Here is a 17,272-nt window from a genome sequence, read left to right as displayed (position 1 = left end):
CGCCGAGCCACAGCCGGCACAGCCGGCCGAACGTCGCCTCGAACGCGGCGGCCCGCGCCCGGGCCGGGTCCGCCCGCTGCGAGAGGGTGAGCGCGCCGTCCGCCGACCGGACCTCGTCCAGCACCGCGCCCGTGGCGTCCAGGAGCCAGGCCCGGAACGTCGTCGAACCCCAGTCGAGGGCCACCAGCGCGGCGTCGCGCCTCGGTGCGTCGTCAGCCATGTGCTGGACGCTAGTCGCTGGTCCCGATAGTTCGAACCGGATCCCTATTATCGGGATACGGTGGGCCGATGACCGACGCCGCTCCCCCGGGCACGCAGACCCTCGCGCGGGGCATCGCCGTCGTGAACGCCGTCTCCCGTGGCCGCACCCGCCTGCGGGAGATCTCGGAGGAGACCGGGGTAGGGCGCAGCACCACCCACCGCCTGCTCCAGTTCCTGCTCGCCACCGGCTACCTGCGCCAGCTCGACGACGGCGCCTACGCGCTCGGCCCCGCGCTGATCGAGCTCGGCTACCAGGCGCTGCAGGAGAACCCCGTGACCGGGGTGGCCGCGCCGGTGCTGCGGGCCCTGGCCGAGCGTGTGCACGACACCGTGCACCTCGCCATCGAGGACCGCGGGCAGGTGCTGTACCTCGACAAGATCCCGGGCACGCGCGGGGCGGTGATGCGCTCGCAGATCGGACACCGCATGCCGCTGACCCGCACCGGCATCGGCAAGGCGCTGCTGCTCGACGAGCCGGGCCGCTGGAGCGAGCAGTTCCTGGCCGAGCGGCCCGCCGGCACGGGGCAGGGCCTGGCACAGGACGTGCTCACAGCCGAGGAGTTCGTGCAGGTCATGAAGGCTTCGGCCGGCCGGGGCGTCACCTTCGACCTGGAGGAGAACGAGCCGGGCATCCTGTGCGTCGCGGCGCCGGTGCGCGACACGTCGGGCTCGATCGTCGCCGCGATCAGCGTCACGGCGACCCGCCCCTACATGCCCCCGGAACGCCTGGAGACGCTGACCCCGATCGTCCGCGACGCGGCGGCCCGCATCTCGGCGGGGCTGGGCCGGCGCCCTCGGCAGTAGGCACGCAGATTCGGCAGTTGGCATCGAGATCGGCTCAGGGCTGTGCCGATCTCGATGCCAACTGCCGAACGCCGGACCAGCTCCGCTACTCGTGCTGCCAGCTCTGCCAGAGCTTGGCGTAGTCACCGCCCGCGGCGACCAGCTCGTCGTGCGGGCCGATCTCCGTGATGCGCCCGCCGTCGAGCACCGCCACCCGGTCGGCGTCGTGCGCGGTGTGCAGCCGGTGCGCGATCGCCACGACCGTGCGCCCGTCGAGCACCGCGTTGAGCGAGCGCTCCAGGTGCCGGGCCGCACGCGGGTCCAGCAAGGACGTCGCCTCGTCGAGCACGAGCGTGTGCGGGTCGAGCAGCACGAGGCGCGCGAGCGCGATCTGCTGCGCCTGCGCCGGCGTGAGCTTGTACCCACCGGAGCCGACCTCGGTGGCGAGGCCGTCCTCCAGCGCCTCCACCCAGCCGTGCGCGTCGACGGCGCGCAGCGCGTCCATCAGCTCGGCGTCGTCGGCCTCGATCTTGGCCAGCCGCAGGTTGTCCGCCAGCGACCCCACGAACACGTGGTGCTCCTGGGTCACGAGCGCCACGTGCTTGCGCAGGTCCTCCAGCGGCAGGTCGACCAGCGGCACGCCGCCCACCTGCACCGAGCCGCCCGTGGGCGGGTGGATACCGGCCAGCATGCGGCCCAGCGTCGACTTGCCCGACCCGGACGGACCCACGATCGCCAGCCGCTCCCCCACCTTGAGGTCGAGGTCGATGCCGTGCAGCACGTCCGTTCCCGAGCGGTAGGCGTAGCGCACGTCGGTGCCGCGCACCTCCTCGTCGGCGGGCTCGGCGTCGCTCGCCGTGCGGTCCATCGGCACGAGCCGCACGCCGATGATGCGCGACAGGGACGTCGCGGCCACCTGGATCTCGTCGAGCCAGAAGATGAGCTCCCAGACCGGGCCCTGGAGCTGGTAGGTGTACATGACGATCGTCGCGACCATGCCGATGGTCACCGTGCCCTCGGAGGCCAGGTAGCAGCCCCACACCAGCACGGAGATCGGCGCGATCATGAACGCGAAGTCCACTCCGGGGAACAGCACGGTCCGCAGGTTGAGCGTGCCGCGCTCGGCCTGGAACGCCTCGTGCAGGTCCTCGTCGCCGCGGTCGGTACGCCGTCGGCCGATCTTGAGGGCGTCGATGGTGCGCGCGCCCTCGACCGACTCGGTGACGGTGCCGTCGAGCAGTGCGTACGCCGCGGACTCCCGCTGGTAGGCGGGCGTCGCCCGCTTCAGGTACCAGCGGGCGACGCCGACCAGCACGGGCACGCCGACGAACATGGCGATCGCCACCAGGGGCGAGACCACCAGGCTGGCCACCGACGTCAGCACGAGCGTCACGACCGCGATGACCAGCCGCGGCACGCCGAAGCGCACCGCGTTCTGGATGCGGCTGACGTCACGCGTGGTCCGCGCGATGAGGTCACCGGTGCCCGCGGTCTCGACCGTGGACAGCGGCAGGGCCGTGACCGTGTCGACGAACTCCTCGCGCATGTCGGCGAACACCGTCTCGCCGAACACCATGGCGCGGCGCTGGGCGAACCGGGTGATCAGCGACTGGAGCACGACCGCCGCAACGGCCACGAGCACCAGGTTGCGGGCCACCTCGAGGGTCGCCCCGTCGGTCACGGCGTCGACGAGCCTGCCCAGCACGAACGGGCCGGCCAGGCCCGCGACCGCGGCCACCGTGTTCGCCACGGTGATGATGATCAGCGGCCTGCGGTGCCGGCCGAGCAGCGTGCGCGTGTAGCGCCAGGTCTCGGCGGCGTCGGCGATCGGCAGGATCTTTCCGGTGCTCATGCCTTGCCTCCTTCCCCTGCGTTGGTGGGCCCTGCGTTGGTGGCGCGCAACAGCTCGTCGAGCTCGGCGTCCAGGTCGTCGTCGTCCATCGAGCGGCCCACGACCCTGCGGTAGCGGGCGGCCTCGCGCCCACCCTCGGCCTGGGTGGGCAGGTCGAGCAGCTCGCGGTGGGTGCCGTGGGTGACCACGGTCCCGCCGTCCAGGAAGATCACGTCGTCCACGTGGTCCAGCACCAGCGGGCTCGCGGTGACGATCAGCGTGGTCCGGCCCTGACGCCACGCGGTGAGCCGCTGCGCGATGCGCGCCTCGGTGTGGGCGTCGACCGCGGAGGTCGGCTCGATCAGCACCAGGATCTCCGGGTCGGTGAGCAGCGCCCGGGCGAGCGCCACCCGCTGCCGCTGCCCGCCCGACAGCGAGCGCCCCTTCTCGGGGATCTCGCCCTCGATGCCGTCGGGCAGCGACTCCAGCACGTCGTGGGCGTCGGCGATGTGCATGGCCCGCAGCAGCGCCTCGGCGTTCGCGGAGTCGCGCACGTCGAGCTCGCCCGCGAGGCGGCCGGAGAACAGCGCCGGGGTCGCGTCCGCGACCACGATGCGTTCCCGCAGCTCCTGCTTGTCGAGGTCGGCCAGCCGGATGCCGCCGAGCGTGACCGGGGTGCCGGCCTCCGCGTCGTCGTCGAACCGGCCCATCCGGATCGCGACCTCCGCCGACTCGTCCGGGTCGGCGCTGACCAGCGCGACCACGCGGCCGGGTGGCAGCGTGACGCCCGTGGTCTCGTCGACCAGCGGGACGCCGGCGGGCGGCATCTGCGCGGTGGACCCCGCGGCGCCGGTGGCGGGCACGACCTGCAGCACCTTGACCACCTTGCCCGCCGCGACATGCGCCTTGGTGACGACGTTGACCGACTGCACCAGCAGGTGCACCGGCCAGGAGAGGAACGACGCGTACCCGTAGAACGCGACGAGCTGTCCCGTGGAGATGCGTCCGGCGATGGCCTCGGCCGCGCCGAGGTAGACCACGAGCGCGATGAACAGGCCCGGCAGGAGGATCTGCAGCGCGTCGAGCACCGACTGCGTGCCCGCGACGGCCACACCGGCCTCCCGCACCTTCTGCGACTGCACCTGGTAGCGGCCGGTGAAGACCTTCTCGCCGCCGATCCCGCGCAGGATGCGCAGGCCGGAGACGGTGTCCGCGCCGAGCGTGGTGAGCCGGCCCTGCGCGTCGCGCTGGTTCTTCTGGTGCTTCTGCAGCGGCTTGACGAGCAGCGCGAGGATCGCGGCGACGACCGGCAGGCCGAGTGCGATGACGAGTCCCAGCCGGAGCGACTGGTCGAGCATCAGCACCACCACGATGCCGTAGGTGGCGACGCTGCCGATGGTCTGCGCGGCGATGGCGAACACCTCGCCGATGCGCATGGTGTCGTTCGCGACCGACGACACGACCTCGCCGGTGGGCAGCTCCTTGGTGATGTTGTGCCCGGAGCGGGCCACGGTGCGCGTCACGAGCTGTGAGGTTCGGAACGCCGCGTGCATCCAGGCGGTGATGTCCCACCGGTGGCCGATGGCGTTCGAGGCGATCCAGACGAGGCCGACGGCGACCATGATCCCGGCCCACGTCCACGTGTCCCGGCTCAGCCCTGAGGCGGTGGCGCTGTCGATGATCTTTCCCAGCAGGAACGGCTGGAAGGCGCTGCAGGTGAACCCGAGCACACCGAAGAACATGGCGACGAGAAGCACCCGGAGCTGCTTGCGGGCGAGCCACAGCAGCAGGGTGAGCGGACCGCGCAGCGGCGGGGTGCCGGGATCGGCGAAGGGGAGGGAGCGCACGACAACCACCGTACGGAGCACCACTGACATTCATCCACGCTTTATCCACAGCGTCGGACGGCACCCCGTGGACGGCATATCCTCGATGCTTGTGAGCACCCCGCAGACCACGCCCGAGATCTCCACCGAGGCCGCCGCCACCGCCATCCGCAAGGCTCGCGGTGCCATGTCCCGCTACCGTTTCATGGCTCTGGTCACCGGTGTCATGCTGCTGATCCTCTGCGTCGAGCTGGGCATCAAGTACGGTCTCGGCGCGCTGGTGGACGTCGACGGCGTCATGCCGTTCATCGCCTGGGTGCCGTTCGCGCACGGCTGGATCTACGTGGTGTACCTGGTCACCGTGGCCGACCTGTGGTCCAAGATGCGCTGGGGCTTCGGCCGCCTCGTCACGATGGTGATCGCCGGCGTGATCCCCGTGATGTCGTTCGTGCTGGAGAAGAAGGTGCACACCGAGGCCGAGGCGAAGCTCGCCGCGCTCGAGGCGCGCTACCTCTCCTGAGACCCTCCTGAGACCGGAGGCACCATGGGCCGCAAGATCGCCGTCGCGCTGGGCGCGCTCGTCGTCCTGGCCGCCCTCGGGTTCCTCGCCACCCGCATCTACGCCTCGATGCAGACCGGCGACGACGTCCCGGCGCCCGCCGTCGGCTCGTCCGCGCCCGCGGCCACGGCCGACGTCGCGGACCTCGACGGCGACTGGACCGTGGCCGGCGGCTCCGAGGCCGGCTACCGCGTGGACGAGGTGCTGTCCGGGCAGGACGTCACGGTCGTGGGCCGCACCGAGGAGGTGACGGGTTCCGGCACGGTGGCCGACGGCGAGCTCACCGCCGCGACCGTCGAGGTCGACCTGGCGAGCATCACCACCGACGAGTCCGCGCGGGACGGCCAGTTCCAGGGCATCCTCGACACCCGTACCTTCCCCACGGCCACCTTCCAGCTCACGGACCCCGTGGACGTCGCAGCGGTCGCCGACGGCGAGACCGTCACCGTGGACGCGCCCGGCTCGATGACCATCAAGGACGTCACCCGCGACGTCACGGCCGGGCTGGAGATCCGCCTGGTCGGCGGCGACGGCGGCGACGTCGTCGCCGAGCTCGCGGCGACCGTGCCCGTCACGTTCGCGGACTACGGCGTCGAGGCCCCCGACCTGGGCTTCGTCACGGTCGAGGACACGGGATTCGTCGAGGCCGAGCTGACCCTGTCCCGCTGAGCGCGGCCGGGCCGGAGCGACCCCAGGAGGTCCGGCATCCCGGGCATGGGCACCCGTACCGGCCCCGCGCCCGTACCTGATTCAATGCGAGCGTGAACGACCACGCTTTCGACGCCCTCACCGCCGACCGCCTGCGCGCGAACGGCAGCCTCAAGTGGACGGCCTTCCCGGGCACCATCGGCGCCTGGGTCGCGGAGATGGACTTCCAGGTCGCGCCCCCGGTCGCCGCCGCGCTGCACGACGCCGTGGACCGCGGCCTGCTCGGCTACCTCCCGCCCGCGCTCGTGACGGGGATGTCCGAGGCGTACGCGAGGTTCGCGGCCGACCGCTACTCCTGGTCCGTGGACCCGGCGCGGGTCCGGCCCGTCTCCGACGTGCTGACCGCGCTGGCCGAGGTCATCAAGCACTTCTCCCGGCCCGGTTCGCCGGTGATCGTGCCCACGCCGTCGTACATGCCGTTCCACACCCTGCCGGGCGAGCTGGGCCGCAAGGTGATCCAGGTCCCGATGCTGCGGGACGCCGACGGCCGGTACAGCTATGACCTCGACGCGCTGGACGCCGCGTTCGGCGCGGGCGGGCACCTGATGATCCTGTGCAACCCGCACAACCCGATCGGCCGCGTGCTGGAGCCCACCGAGATGCTCGCGATCGCCGAGGTCGTCGACCGGCACGGCGGCCGCGTCTTCGCCGACGAGATCCACGCCCCGCTGGTGCACCCGGGCCGCCGGCACGTGCCCTACGCCTCGCTGAACGAGACGACGGCGGGGCACACCGTCACCGCCACGTCCGCGTCGAAGGCGTGGAACCTGCCGGGCCTGAAGTGCGCCCAGCTCGTGCTCTCGAACGAGGCCGACACACGGCGGTGGCACCAGGTCGGCGAGCGGGTCGAGGAGGGCCCCTCGACGCTCGGCATCCTGGCCAACCAGGTCGCGTACGACGACGGCCGCGACTGGCTGGACGACGTCGTCGCCTACGTGCGCGGCAACGTCACACGGCTCGGCGAGCTGCTCGACGGGACCGGGATCGGCTACCGCGCACCCGAGGGGACGTACCTGGCCTGGCTGGACTGCCGGGGCCTGGACCTGCCGGGCGAGCCCGCGAGCGCCGCCGCCTGGTTCCAGGAGCACGCGGGCGTGGTCCTGGTCGACGGGGCCGGGTGCGGGGACGCGGGCCGCGGTTTCGTGCGGTTCAACGCGGGCATGCCGCGCCCGCTCGTCGAGGAGGCGGCGAGCCGGATGGTGTCGGCGCTCAACCGCTGAGGCTCTTCTCCTTCGAGGCCTAAGTTTCTTCGCTCTTAGGCGGCTGAAAGCGAAGAAACTTAGGCCTCGAAAGAGAGGGTCACGCCGCGGGCAGCCCCGCGATCCCCGTGTCGGCGTCGGTCGGGGCGCCGCCGCGGCGTCCGCCCGCCATCTCGTCGCGCACCAGGCGGAGCCACAGCAGCACGGCGAACCCGCCGAACAGCCACCACTGCAGCGCGTAGAAGATGTTCTGCAGGTTGGCCCCGGAGCCGCCGTCGATCGTGGGACGTGGCAGTGCCGCGACCCCGCCCTCCTCGGGCGAGCCTGGTCCGGACGTCAGCACGGCGTACCCGGTGTAGATGGGCCCACCCCACTCGTTGACGAGCGCGCTCAGGGCGATGTGGTCGGTCTGCCCGTCCACGACGGCGGCGCTGCCCGACGTCGACTCGCCCGCCTGGAGCCAGCCCGTGACCGTGACCTCGCCCGAGGGCAGCGTCAGCGCCGCGGCGTCGGCGGGTTCGGCCACCCAGCCCTGGACGAGCGCCAGCACCGGCGGGCCGGACAGGTCGGCCCAGGACGCGCCGCCGGTCCCGTCGTCGGACACGCGGAAGGGGGTCAGCACGAGGTAGCCGACGCGCCCCTCCAGGGCGCGGCCCGGAACCAGGAGGGTGCCGGACGGGTCGTACTCGCCGGTGACGCGGACCTCGCGGCCGACCAGCTCGCCGAGGAAGCTCTCCTGCGGTGCGAGCACGTCGCCCAGCCAGGCGGGCCCGGCCGCCACGGCCTCGGCCGCCTCCTGCTGCGCGGCCAGCTCCGCCCGCTCGTAGGCGCGGTCCAGCTGCCAGGCGCCCAGCCGCCCGCAGACGAACGCCGCCAGCACGAACACGAGCAGCAGACCGATCATCCGGGGCTGCTTGGCGACCTGGAGAAAGGTACGGCGGTGCGTGGTGGTGTCGACGTCGATCACCTTCGAAGGGGGTGTGCTGGGGGCACTGACAGGCATAACCTCAACGGTAGCCGCCGCCGGCGCGTGAGCGGCACAGGTCACCGGCAGGTTCTGTCGCACACGTCACAGATCCCCGGGCCGCGTGGTCGTCTCGCGTGTACGGCGGTTCTGCGTTCGAATGAACGGGCAGCAGACCGGCACGGATCCACACGTAACCGCAGGGTTCACACGCAGACCGCAGTAGGAGCGTGAGTGATGACGACGACCACAGTCCCCGACTCCCCCGCCACCGGATGGCGCACGACCGGTGTCACCGAGCTGGCCCCCGCCGACCTGGAGCGCATCGACGCCTGGTGGCGGGCCGCCAACTACCTCTCGGTCGGCCAGATCTACCTCCTGGACAATCCGCTCCTGCGCGAGCCCCTGACGGCGGACCACGTGAAGCCGCGCCTGCTGGGCCACTGGGGCACCACGCCGGGCCTGAACTTCCTGTACGCGCACCTGAACCGCGCCATCAAGGAGCGGGAGCAGCAGACGGTCTACGTGACGGGGCCGGGCCACGGTGGTCCGGGCCTGGTGGCCTCCGCCTACCTGGACGGCACCTACTCCGAGGTGTACAGCGACATCACGCAGGACACGGAGGGCGTCAAGCGCCTGTTCCGGCAGTTCTCGTTCCCGGGCGGCATCCCGAGCCACGTCGCGCCGGAGACGCCGGGGTCGATCCACGAGGGCGGCGAGCTGGGCTACGCCCTGAGCCACGCCTACGGCGCCGCCTTCGACAACCCGGACCTGCTGGTGGCGGCGGTGGTGGGCGACGGCGAGGCCGAGACCGGGCCGCTGGCGACGTCCTGGCACTCGAACAAGTTCGTCAACCCGGTCCAGGACGGCGTCGTGCTGCCGATCCTGCACCTGAACGGCTACAAGATCGCGAACCCGACGGTCCTGGCGCGCATCCCGCAGGAGGAGCTGCACGACCTCATGGTGGGTTACGGCCACAAGCCGTACTTCTTCGACGGCGGCTACGACGAGAACGAGTCGCCGCTGGACACCCACCGCCGGTTCGCGGCGCTGCTCGACGAGGTGCTGGACGAGATCGCGGCGATCAAGGCGCGCGCGGCCGACGGCGACCCGATCCGCCCGCGGTGGCCCATGATCGTGTTCCGCACGCCCAAGGGGTGGAGCGGCCCGGCCGAGATCGACGGCAAGAAGACGACCGGCTCGTGGCGCGCGCACCAGGTACCGCTCGCGAACGCCCGGGACACCCCGGAGCACCTCCAGGTGCTGGAGACCTGGCTGCGGTCCTACCGGCCCGAGGAGCTGTTCGACGACGACGGCCGCGTGCTGGCCGAGATCGGCAACCTGGCGCCGCGCGGCACGCTGCGGATGAGCGCCACCCCGCACGCGAACGGCGGGCTGCTGCTCAAGGACCTGCGTCTGCCGGACTTCCGCGACTACGCGGTGGACGTCCCCGTACCCGGCGGGTCGACGTCGGAGGCGCCGCGCGTGCTGGGCCAGTGGCTCACCGACGTCATCCGGCTCAACCCCGACAACTTCCGTATCTTCGGCCCCGACGAGACGGCGTCGAACCGGCTGCAGGCCGTGTACGACGTGACGGACAAGCAGTGGAACGCCGAGTACATCGGCCCCGAGGTGGACGAGCACATGGCCCGCGTGGGTCGCGTCATGGAGATGCTGAGCGAGCACCAGGTGCAGGGCTGGCTGGAGGGCTACCTCCTGACGGGCCGGCACGGGCTGCTGACCAGCTACGAGGCGTTCATCCACATCATCGACTCGATGTTCAACCAGCACGCCAAGTGGCTCAAGGTCACCAACGACATCCCGTGGCGGCGGCCGATCGCGTCGCTGAACTACCTGCTGTCCAGCCATGTCTGGCGGCAGGACCACAACGGGTTCAGCCACCAGGACCCCGGGTTCATCGACCACGTGGTCAACAAGAAGGCGGAGATCGTGCGGGTCTACCTCCCGCCGGACGCCAACACGCTGCTGTCCACCTACGACCACTGCCTGCGCAGCCGGCAGTACGTCAACGTGGTGGTCTCCGGCAAGCAGCCCGCGCCGAACTTCCTGGACATGACCACGGCGATCGAGCACTGCACGCGCGGGCTCGGCATCTGGGAGTGGGCGGGCACGGAGGTGGCGGGCGAGCAGCCCGACGTCGTCCTGGGCTGCGCGGGCGACGTGCCCACGCTGGAGGTGCTCGCCGCGGCCGACATCCTGCGCCAGGAGCTGCCCGGTCTCAAGGTGCGCGTGGTCAACGTCGTGGACCTCATGCGGCTGCAGGACGCCAAGGAGCACCCGCACGGCCTGACCGACTCGGAGTTCAACGGCCTGTTCACCACGGACCGGCCGATCATCTTCGCGTACCACGGCTACCCGTGGCTCATCCACCGCCTCACGTACCGCCGCGCGGGCCACCCCAACATCCACGTGCGCGGGTACAAGGAGGAGGGCACCACGACGACGCCGTTCGACATGGTCATGCTCAACGACCTGGACCGGTACCACCTTGTGATCGATGTCATCGACCGGGTGCCGTCGCTCGGCAGCGCGCAGGCGGGGCTGCGCCAGCGCATGCAGGACGCGCGGCTTCGTGCGCGTGCATGGACCCGGGAGCACGGCGACGACATCCCCGAGGTACGCGACTGGGTGTGGCCGGACGCCCAGGACCAGTCCGACAACGGCCAGGTAGACGCTACGCTCGGCACCGGTGGAGACAACGAGTAGCAGCAAATCCCACGAAGTGAACACGGAGCGACACGTGACCGGCGCAACCCGCAGCATCGTCATCGCGAGCCCGGAGGGCGAGAGCGGAAAGTCGACGGTCGCGCTCGGCGTCCTCGACCTGCTGGTCCGCAAGGGCCAGCGGGTCGGGGTCTACCGGCCCGTCTCGCGCGCGAGCGAGACCGAGGACTCCGCGGGCGAGCGCGACCACGTCCTGGAGCTCCTCCTGGAGCACGACGGCGTCGACATCTCCTACGACGACGCGGTGGGCGTGACCTACGCCGACCTGCACACCGACCCCGAGGACGCGCTGAGCCGCATCGTGGCCCGGTACCACGACCTCGCGGCCCGCTGCGACTCGGTGGTGATCCTCGGCACGGACTACACCGACGTCGCCGGGCCCACCGAGCTGTCGTTCAACGCGCGCATCGCCGCGAACCTGGGCGCGCCGGTGCTGCTGGTCGTCGCGGGCCGGGAGCGCACCCCGGACGGCGTGCGCGCGCTGGTCGACGTGAGCGTGGCCGAGCTGGCCGCGCACCACGCGCAGGCGATCGGCCTGGTGGTCAACCGCGCGGACACGCACAGCGCCCGGGAGGTGCGGAGCGTGCTGGCCGAGGCGCAGCCCGACCTGCCCGTGTGGACCATCCCCGAGGAGCCGTTCCTCCAGGCCCCGACTGTGGGCCAGCTCCTGGAAGCGGTCGACGGCACGCTCGTCCTCGGCGACCCCGAGCTGCTCGGACGCGAGGCGCTGGACGTGCAGGTGGGGGCCATGAGCTTCGAGCACCTCCTGGAGCGGCTGACCGACGGCGGCGTGGTCATCACGCCGGGCGACCGCACCGACCTGCTCATCGGCCTGCTCGCGACGCACATGACGCCGTCGTTCCCCTCGCTGGCCGGGATCATCCTGAACGGCGGGTTCTACCCGCAGGGTCGGCCCGCGCAGCTCCTGGAGGCCATGCGCCCCAAGCTGCCGATCATCACGACGGAGCTGGGCACCTACCGTACGGCCCGCGCGGCGGCGACCACCCGCGGGCGCGTGGACAAGCGCTCGGTGCGCAAGGTCGAGACGGCGCGCGCCCTGTTCGAGCGCAACGTCGACTCGGCCGCGCTCGCCGCGCGGCTCGACCTGCCGCGGCCGGAGGTGGTCACGCCGCTCATGTTCCAGTACCAGCTCATCGAGCGAGCGCGCGCCGACCGGCGGCACATCGTGCTTCCCGAGGGCTCGGACGACCGGATCCTGCGCGCGGCGTCGACGGTGCTCGCCCGCCAGATCGCGGACCTCACGATCCTCGGCGACGAGGAGCCGATCCGCGCCCGCGCCGCCGAGCTGGGTCTCGACATCGAGGCCGCGCGGGTGCTGTCGCCGCACGACCCCGAGTACGTCGAGAAGTTCGCCACCGAGTACGCCCGGCTGCGCGCCCACAAGGGCATGACGGCCGAGCGGGCACGCGAGATCGTCACCGACGTCTCCTACTTCGGCACGATGATGGTGCACCTCGGCCTCGCCGACGGCATGGTCTCCGGCGCCGCCCACTCGACGGCGCACACCATCCGGCCGTCGTTCGAGATCATCAAGACGAGGCCCGGCACGTCGTCGGTCTCGTCGGTGTTCCTGATGTGCCTGGAGGACCGGGTGCTCGTGTACGGCGACTGCGCCGTCATCCCGGACCCGACGTCGGAGGAGCTCGCCGACATCGCCGTGTCATCCGCGGCGACGGCCCGTCAGTTCGGCGTCGAACCGCGCATCGCGATGCTGTCCTACTCGACGGGCGAGTCAGGCACGGGCGCCGACGTCGACAAGGTGCGCACCGCCACGGGCCTGGTCCGCGAGCGCACCCCGGAGCTCGACGTCGAGGGTCCCATCCAGTACGACGCCGCCGTGGACGCCTCGGTCGCGGCGTCCAAGCTGCCCGGGTCCGACGTCGCCGGGCGCGCCACGGTGTTCGTCTTCCCCGACCTGAACACGGGCAACAACACGTACAAGGCGGTGCAGCGCTCGGCCGGTGCCGTGGCGGTGGGCCCGGTGCTGCAGGGTCTGAACAAGCCGGTCAACGACCTGTCGCGCGGGGCGCTGGTGCAGGACATCGTCAACACCGTGGCGATCACGGCCATCCAGGCGCAGACCAAGGAGTCCGCATGAGCACCGTCCTCGTCCTGAACTCCGGCTCGTCGTCGCTGAAGTACCAGCTGCTCGACCCGGCCACGGGCAAGGTGATCATCACGGGCATCGTCGAGCGGATCGGCCAGGAGGGCGGTTCGGTCACCCAGAAGGCGAACGGCGAGAAGCTGGAGCGGGAGCTGCCCGTCCCGGACTACCGCGAGGCGCTGGCGATCCTGGGCCGCCTCTTCACGGAAGCCGGGATGCCGCTCGCGGAGGCGGGCATCACTGCCGTGGGCCACCGGGTGGTGCACGGCGGCGACGTGTTCTCGGCCCCCACCCTGGTGGACGACGACGTCGTGGCCGCGATCCGCGACCTGATCCCCCTGGCGCCGCTGCACAACCCGGCGAACCTGACGGGTATCGAGGTGGCCCGCGAGTTCCTGGACGTGCCGCACGTGGCGGTGTTCGACACGGCGTTCTTCGCGGACCTGCCGGCCGCCGCGTCGACGTACGCCCTGGACCGCAAGGTCGCCGCCGAGCACGGTGTGCGGCGGTACGGCTTCCACGGCACGTCGCACCAGTTCGTGTCGGACGCCGTGGCCGCGCATCCCGCCGTCGTCGCGAAGCTGGCGGCTGAGGGCCGCGGGCCGGAGACGCTGCGGCAGGTGGTGCTGCACCTGGGTAACGGCGCGTCGGCGTCGGCCATCCTGGGCGGGCGGCCCATGGACACCTCGATGGGCCTGACGCCGCTGGAAGGGCTGGTCATGGGCACGCGCTCGGGCGACATCGACCCGGGCGTCGTCTTCCACCTCATGCGCGGCGGGATGTCCGGGGAGGACGTCGACACCCTGTTCAACAAGCAGTCTGGCGTCCTCGGGCTGTCCGGGGTGAGCGACATGCGGGAGCTGCGCCGCCTCGTGGCCGACGGCGACGCCGATGCGCGTCTGGCCCGGGACGTCTACCTGCACCGGCTGCGCAAGTACGTGGGCGCGTACGCGGCGGTGCTCGGCGGCATCGACGTGCTGACGTTCACCGCCGGTGTGGGCGAGAACGACCACACCGTCCGGTCGGGTGTCGTGCGGGAGCTCAAGTTCCTGGGGCTCACGATCGACCCTGCGACCAACGAGGCGGCGTCGGGCGAGGCGCGGGTGATCTCGGTCAGACCGCAGGTCGAGCCGGTCGAGACCCCCCTCGTCATGGTGGTTCCCACCAACGAGGAGCTGGCTATCGCCCGGCAGGCCGCCGCGCTCGTCGCGGCCGGCTAAGCCTCAACCCTCGGGCTTCCCCCGGCAGCAGTGACCGGGGGAAGCCCGAGGTGCGCGCGCAACGCCGTCGTCGCCTCGCCCAGCACGTCGAGCTGCTCGTCCGTGAACGCGTCGAGGAAGGTCTCCTTGATCGCCTGCAGGTGCGGCACGGTGCTCGCGCGGAACGCACGCGCCCCCTCGTCGGTGAGCACCACCTGCGACCCGCGGGCGTCCTCGGCGCACGGCTCGCGCCGCACCAGCCCGCGCTTCTCCATCCGGCCCAGGTGACCGGAGAGCCTGCTGCGCTCCCACTCGATGTGCGCGGCCAGGGCGGACGAGCGGAGCGTGTGCTCCTCCGCCTCGCTGAGCGCCAGCAGCACCCGGTAGTCGCCGTTGGAGAGCTCCGAGTCCTGGTGCAGGCGCGCCTCGAGCCGGTTGCGGAGGATGTCGTAGGTCTCGATGTACCCCCGCCAGATCGCGAGCTCACGTCGCGTAGGCATGCTCCGGCGCTTCGACGTCGCCATCGTCCCCTCCTCCGTGGGTTATTGACATGTGAACTATATGGAGCGATGATTCACGTGTCAATCAAATGGGCACCCGGAAGGGGCTGGTCATGGTGGATGTCTCGCAGATCGAGTTCGGTATCGACAGCTTCGGCGACCTGCCGCGCAACGCGGACGGCGACGTCGTCTCGCACCCGGAGGCGATCCGGGCCGTCGTGGCCGAGGCGGTCCTCGCGGACCAGGTGGGCATCGACGTCATCGCGCTGGGCGAGCACCACCGCCCGGAGTACGCGATCTCGAGCCCGGAGACCGTGCTGGCCGGCATCGCGACGGCGACGAAGCGCATCAAGCTCGCGTCGGGCGTGACGGTGCTGTCGTCGGACGACCCGGTCCGGGTCTTCCAGCGGTTCGCGACCGTCGACGCGCTCTCGAACGGGCGCGCCGAGGTGATCCTCGGCCGCGGTTCCTTCACGGAGTCGTTCCCGCTGTTCGGGTACGACCTGAAGGACTACGACTCGCTGTTCGAGGAGAAGATCGACCTCTTCAGCCACCTCCTCGACGAGAAGCCGGTCACGTGGGAGGGCACCATGCGCGCCTCGCTCCACGAGGCCGACGTCTTCCCGAAGACCGAGTCCGGGCGGCTGAAGACCTGGGTCGGCGTGGGCGGTACTCCGCAGTCGGTGCTCCGCACCGCCTACTACGGGTTCGGTCTCATGCTCGCCATCATCGGCGGCCCGCCCGACCGGTTCGCGCAGTACGTGGAGCTCTACCGACGGGCGCACGAGAAGCTCGGCACCACGCCTGGGCCCGTGGGCATGCACTCGCCGGGCTTCGTCGCCGCGACCGACGAGGAGGCGAAGGAGCTGTTCTACCCGGGTTACCGCGAGATCCGCGACCGCATCGGCGCGCTGCGCGGCTGGCCGCCCCTGCGCCGGGACGAGTTCGAGGCCGACGTCGAGCAGGGCTCGCTGTACGTCGGGTCGGTGGACACGGTCGCGCGGAAGATGGCGCGGGCGATCCGCGTCCTCGACGTCGGCCGGTTCGACATGATCTACTCCTCAGCCGGCGCGGTGTCGGCCGACGCGCGGCTGCGCTCGGTCGAGCTGTACGGCACCCAGGTCATCCCGCGAGTGCGCGAGCTGCTCGCCGAGCAGCCCAGCACGGTCGGGGCGGCACTTTGAACCCGACCAGGACGACCATCGGGATCCTCGGCGCCGGCAAGGTCGGCACCGTCCTGGCACGGCTGGCTGTCGCCGCCGGCTACCGCGTGCTGATCGCGGGGTCGGGCGATCCGGAGAAGATCGCACTGACCATCGAGGTGCTCACCCCTGGCGCGACGGCGGTGTGGCCCGCCGAGGCGGCGTCCGCCGACGTCGTCGTCCTCGCACTGCCGCTCGGCAAGCATCAGGGGCTGCCGGTCGCGGAGCTGGCGGGCCGGCTCGTCGTCGACGCCATGAACCACTGGTGGGAGATCGACGGCCCGCGCGAGGGGATCGTCCCGGGTGACCTCTCGTCGAGCGAGTTCGTGGCGCGGCTGCTGCCGGGCGCGCGCGTCGTGAAGGCCTTCAACCACATGGGCTACCACGACCTCGAGGACGGTGCCCGCCCCGCGGGCGCCGTCGGGCGCAAGGCGATCGCGCTGGCCGGGGACTCCCCCGACGACCTCTCCGTCGTCGCTGAAGTGGTCGACGCTCTCGGGTTCGACCCGTTGGTGATCGGCGACCTCGCCGAAGGTGTCCGGCTCGAGCCCGGCACCCCGGCGTTCGGCGCGAACGTGGGCCTCGACGAACTGCGTACGCTGACCGGTACCCCCGCGCCCACGACCGTTCTGGAGGTCTCATGAAGGACAGGACCGGTGCGCCCGTCACCGTCACGCTGAACACGGGTCGCCCGATCGGGGCGTATGCCGTGCAGGTGGACGGCTCGCCCGTGGTCGGGAGAGCGGACTTCGTGGACGGGGCCGCGAGTGGTTCCGGGGCTTCTGGTGATGATGGCGGCGTCACCGGAGGCGGCGACCGGATCTTCTTCCACACCGAGGTCGACGAGGAGTACGGCGGTCGCGGCCTCGCGGGCATCCTGGTGCGCGAGGCCCTCGCCGACAGCATCCGCAAGAACATCGTGGTCGTCCCGGTGTGCCCGCTGTTCGCGGCGCACCTGGCGAAGCACGGGGATGAGTACGTGGCGGCGGGCGGGGCGATCCGCCAGCCGGCCAAGGACGACATCGCGCAGGTCACCCAGGCGGTGAAGGAACAGCGCGCGGCGGCCAGGGAGGCTCGGCAGGCGGACCGGGCGGACCGGGCAGGCGAGTAGGGCGCGCTAGCCTCACCCCGTGACCCTCTTCATCGACCCGCCGGCCTGGCCCGCGCACGGGACGCTCTTCTCCCACCTGGTCTCCGACAGGTCACTCCAGGAGCTCCGCCTCTTCGCCCGGGCCGCCGGCGTGCCCGACCGCGCCCTCGACCTCGACCACTACGACGTCCCCGCCGAGCGGTATGACGACCTGGTCGCGGCGGGCGCCGTGCCCGTCGACGGCGGCGACCTGGCCCGCCGACTGGCCGGCTCGGGCCTG

At 71.6% G+C, this 17,272-nt stretch carries 16 protein-coding genes; 11 read left to right on the top strand and 5 right to left on the bottom strand.

All coding sequences use genetic code 11. The annotated features are described in order from the left end of the window. A partial coding sequence (locus PROKR_RS16965; protein ID WP_036964922.1) for a 2-dehydro-3-deoxygalactonokinase occupies positions 1-220 on the bottom strand: 220 nt, incomplete at its 3' end. 68 nt (positions 221-288) lie between these two features. Between PROKR_RS16965 and PROKR_RS16960 the strand changes: the two genes are divergently transcribed. After that, positions 289-1,065, top strand: coding sequence for an IclR family transcriptional regulator (locus tag PROKR_RS16960; protein WP_036964921.1), 777 nt, complete (start codon positions 289-291; stop codon positions 1,063-1,065). 85 nt (positions 1,066-1,150) lie between these two features. Here PROKR_RS16960 and PROKR_RS16955 read toward each other — a convergent pair whose 3' ends face one another. Continuing rightward, positions 1,151-2,896 (bottom strand): ABC transporter ATP-binding protein, encoded by a 1,746-nt coding sequence (locus PROKR_RS16955; RefSeq protein WP_036964920.1) that lies wholly within the window; start codon positions 2,894-2,896, stop codon positions 1,151-1,153. Continuing rightward, a complete protein-coding gene (locus tag PROKR_RS16950; protein WP_036964917.1) occupies positions 2,893-4,752 on the bottom strand; it encodes an ABC transporter ATP-binding protein in 1,860 nt (619 codons plus the stop codon). The genes PROKR_RS16955 and PROKR_RS16950 overlap by 4 nt, the downstream gene beginning before the upstream one ends. Positions 4,753-4,807: 55 nt before the next feature. Between PROKR_RS16950 and PROKR_RS16945 the strand changes: the two genes are divergently transcribed. From PROKR_RS16945 to PROKR_RS16935, 3 genes are all read left to right on the top strand, one after another. Further along, on the top strand, positions 4,808-5,221 hold the full coding sequence (locus PROKR_RS16945) for a DUF3817 domain-containing protein (protein ID WP_036964916.1): 414 nt from the start codon (positions 4,808-4,810) through the stop codon (positions 5,219-5,221). 24 nt (positions 5,222-5,245) lie between these two features. Then, positions 5,246-5,929: a YceI family protein gene (locus PROKR_RS16940; RefSeq protein WP_036964914.1), complete on the top strand. Its 684-nt coding sequence runs from the start codon at positions 5,246-5,248 to the stop codon at positions 5,927-5,929. A gap of 92 nt (positions 5,930-6,021) precedes the next feature. Then, positions 6,022-7,188 carry a MalY/PatB family protein gene (locus PROKR_RS16935; RefSeq protein ID WP_036964913.1) on the top strand — a complete coding sequence of 389 codons (1,167 nt, stop codon included), beginning with the start codon at positions 6,022-6,024 and terminating at the stop codon, positions 7,186-7,188. 79 nt (positions 7,189-7,267) lie between these two features. Here the strand turns inward: PROKR_RS16935 and PROKR_RS16930 are convergent, their stop codons facing one another. Further along, positions 7,268-8,170, bottom strand: coding sequence for an SURF1 family protein (locus tag PROKR_RS16930; protein WP_245605860.1), 903 nt, complete (start codon positions 8,168-8,170; stop codon positions 7,268-7,270). 198 nt (positions 8,171-8,368) lie between these two features. On the opposite strand from PROKR_RS16930, the gene PROKR_RS16925 reads away from it, so the two are divergent. The 3 genes from PROKR_RS16925 to PROKR_RS16915 are packed head-to-tail and all read left to right on the top strand — an operon-like array spanning position 8,369 to position 14,221. Beyond that, on the top strand, positions 8,369-10,858 hold the full coding sequence (locus PROKR_RS16925) for a phosphoketolase family protein (protein ID WP_036964911.1): 2,490 nt from the start codon (positions 8,369-8,371) through the stop codon (positions 10,856-10,858). A 34-nt stretch (positions 10,859-10,892) separates the two neighbouring features. Then, a complete protein-coding gene (pta, locus tag PROKR_RS16920; RefSeq protein WP_036964996.1) occupies positions 10,893-12,995 on the top strand; it encodes a phosphate acetyltransferase in 2,103 nt (700 codons plus the stop codon). Further along, positions 12,992-14,221, top strand: a complete 1,230-nt coding sequence (locus tag PROKR_RS16915) for an acetate/propionate family kinase (protein ID WP_036964910.1) — start codon at positions 12,992-12,994, stop codon at positions 14,219-14,221. The genes pta and PROKR_RS16915 overlap by 4 nt, the downstream gene beginning before the upstream one ends. Here the strand turns inward: PROKR_RS16915 and PROKR_RS16910 are convergent. Then, positions 14,218-14,724, bottom strand: coding sequence for a MarR family winged helix-turn-helix transcriptional regulator (locus tag PROKR_RS16910; RefSeq protein ID WP_036964908.1), 507 nt, complete (start codon positions 14,722-14,724; stop codon positions 14,218-14,220). The genes PROKR_RS16915 and PROKR_RS16910 overlap by 4 nt on opposite strands. 65 nt (positions 14,725-14,789) lie before the next feature. Between PROKR_RS16910 and PROKR_RS16905 the strand changes: the two genes are divergently transcribed. The 4 genes from PROKR_RS16905 to PROKR_RS16890 form a co-directional block, all read left to right on the top strand. Further along, the gene (locus tag PROKR_RS16905) at positions 14,790-15,884 is read left to right on the top strand and encodes an LLM class flavin-dependent oxidoreductase (protein ID WP_211240165.1); all 1,095 of its coding nucleotides are present in this window, start codon (positions 14,790-14,792) and stop codon (positions 15,882-15,884) included. Continuing rightward, positions 15,881-16,546: an NADPH-dependent F420 reductase gene (locus PROKR_RS16900; RefSeq protein WP_036964906.1), complete on the top strand. Its 666-nt coding sequence runs from the start codon at positions 15,881-15,883 to the stop codon at positions 16,544-16,546. The genes PROKR_RS16905 and PROKR_RS16900 overlap by 4 nt, the downstream gene beginning before the upstream one ends. After that, positions 16,543-17,013, top strand: a complete 471-nt coding sequence (locus PROKR_RS16895) for a GNAT family N-acetyltransferase (protein WP_036964904.1) — start codon at positions 16,543-16,545, stop codon at positions 17,011-17,013. The genes PROKR_RS16900 and PROKR_RS16895 overlap by 4 nt, the downstream gene beginning before the upstream one ends. Before the next feature lie 19 nt (positions 17,014-17,032). Continuing rightward, positions 17,033-17,272 (top strand): DUF4031 domain-containing protein (locus tag PROKR_RS16890; RefSeq protein WP_036964903.1); only part of this gene is annotated, 240 nt, incomplete at its 3' end.

It is taken from the genome of Promicromonospora kroppenstedtii DSM 19349 (assembly GCF_000515355.1).
Classification (GTDB): Bacteria; Actinomycetota; Actinomycetes; order Actinomycetales; family Cellulomonadaceae; genus Promicromonospora; species Promicromonospora kroppenstedtii.
This window is presented reverse-complemented; position numbering and strand designations above follow the sequence as displayed.

Coding starts and splice junctions, on each gene's coding strand:
- PROKR_RS16960 (WP_036964921.1), top strand. CDS start 289: ATGACCGACGCCGCTCCCCCGGGCACGCAGACCCTCGCGCGGGGCATC.
- PROKR_RS16955 (WP_036964920.1), bottom strand. CDS start 2,896: ATGAGCACCGGAAAGATCCTGCCGATCGCCGACGCCGCCGAGACCTGG.
- PROKR_RS16950 (WP_036964917.1), bottom strand. CDS start 4,752: ATGTCAGTGGTGCTCCGTACGGTGGTTGTCGTGCGCTCCCTCCCCTTC.
- PROKR_RS16945 (WP_036964916.1), top strand. CDS start 4,808: ATGCTTGTGAGCACCCCGCAGACCACGCCCGAGATCTCCACCGAGGCC.
- PROKR_RS16940 (WP_036964914.1), top strand. CDS start 5,246: ATGGGCCGCAAGATCGCCGTCGCGCTGGGCGCGCTCGTCGTCCTGGCC.
- PROKR_RS16930 (WP_245605860.1), bottom strand. CDS start 8,170: ATGCCTGTCAGTGCCCCCAGCACACCCCCTTCGAAGGTGATCGACGTC.
- PROKR_RS16925 (WP_036964911.1), top strand. CDS start 8,369: ATGACGACGACCACAGTCCCCGACTCCCCCGCCACCGGATGGCGCACG.
- PROKR_RS16915 (WP_036964910.1), top strand. CDS start 12,992: ATGAGCACCGTCCTCGTCCTGAACTCCGGCTCGTCGTCGCTGAAGTAC.
- PROKR_RS16910 (WP_036964908.1), bottom strand. CDS start 14,724: ATGGCGACGTCGAAGCGCCGGAGCATGCCTACGCGACGTGAGCTCGCG.
- PROKR_RS16905 (WP_211240165.1), top strand. CDS start 14,790: ATGGGCACCCGGAAGGGGCTGGTCATGGTGGATGTCTCGCAGATCGAG.
- PROKR_RS16895 (WP_036964904.1), top strand. CDS start 16,543: ATGAAGGACAGGACCGGTGCGCCCGTCACCGTCACGCTGAACACGGGT.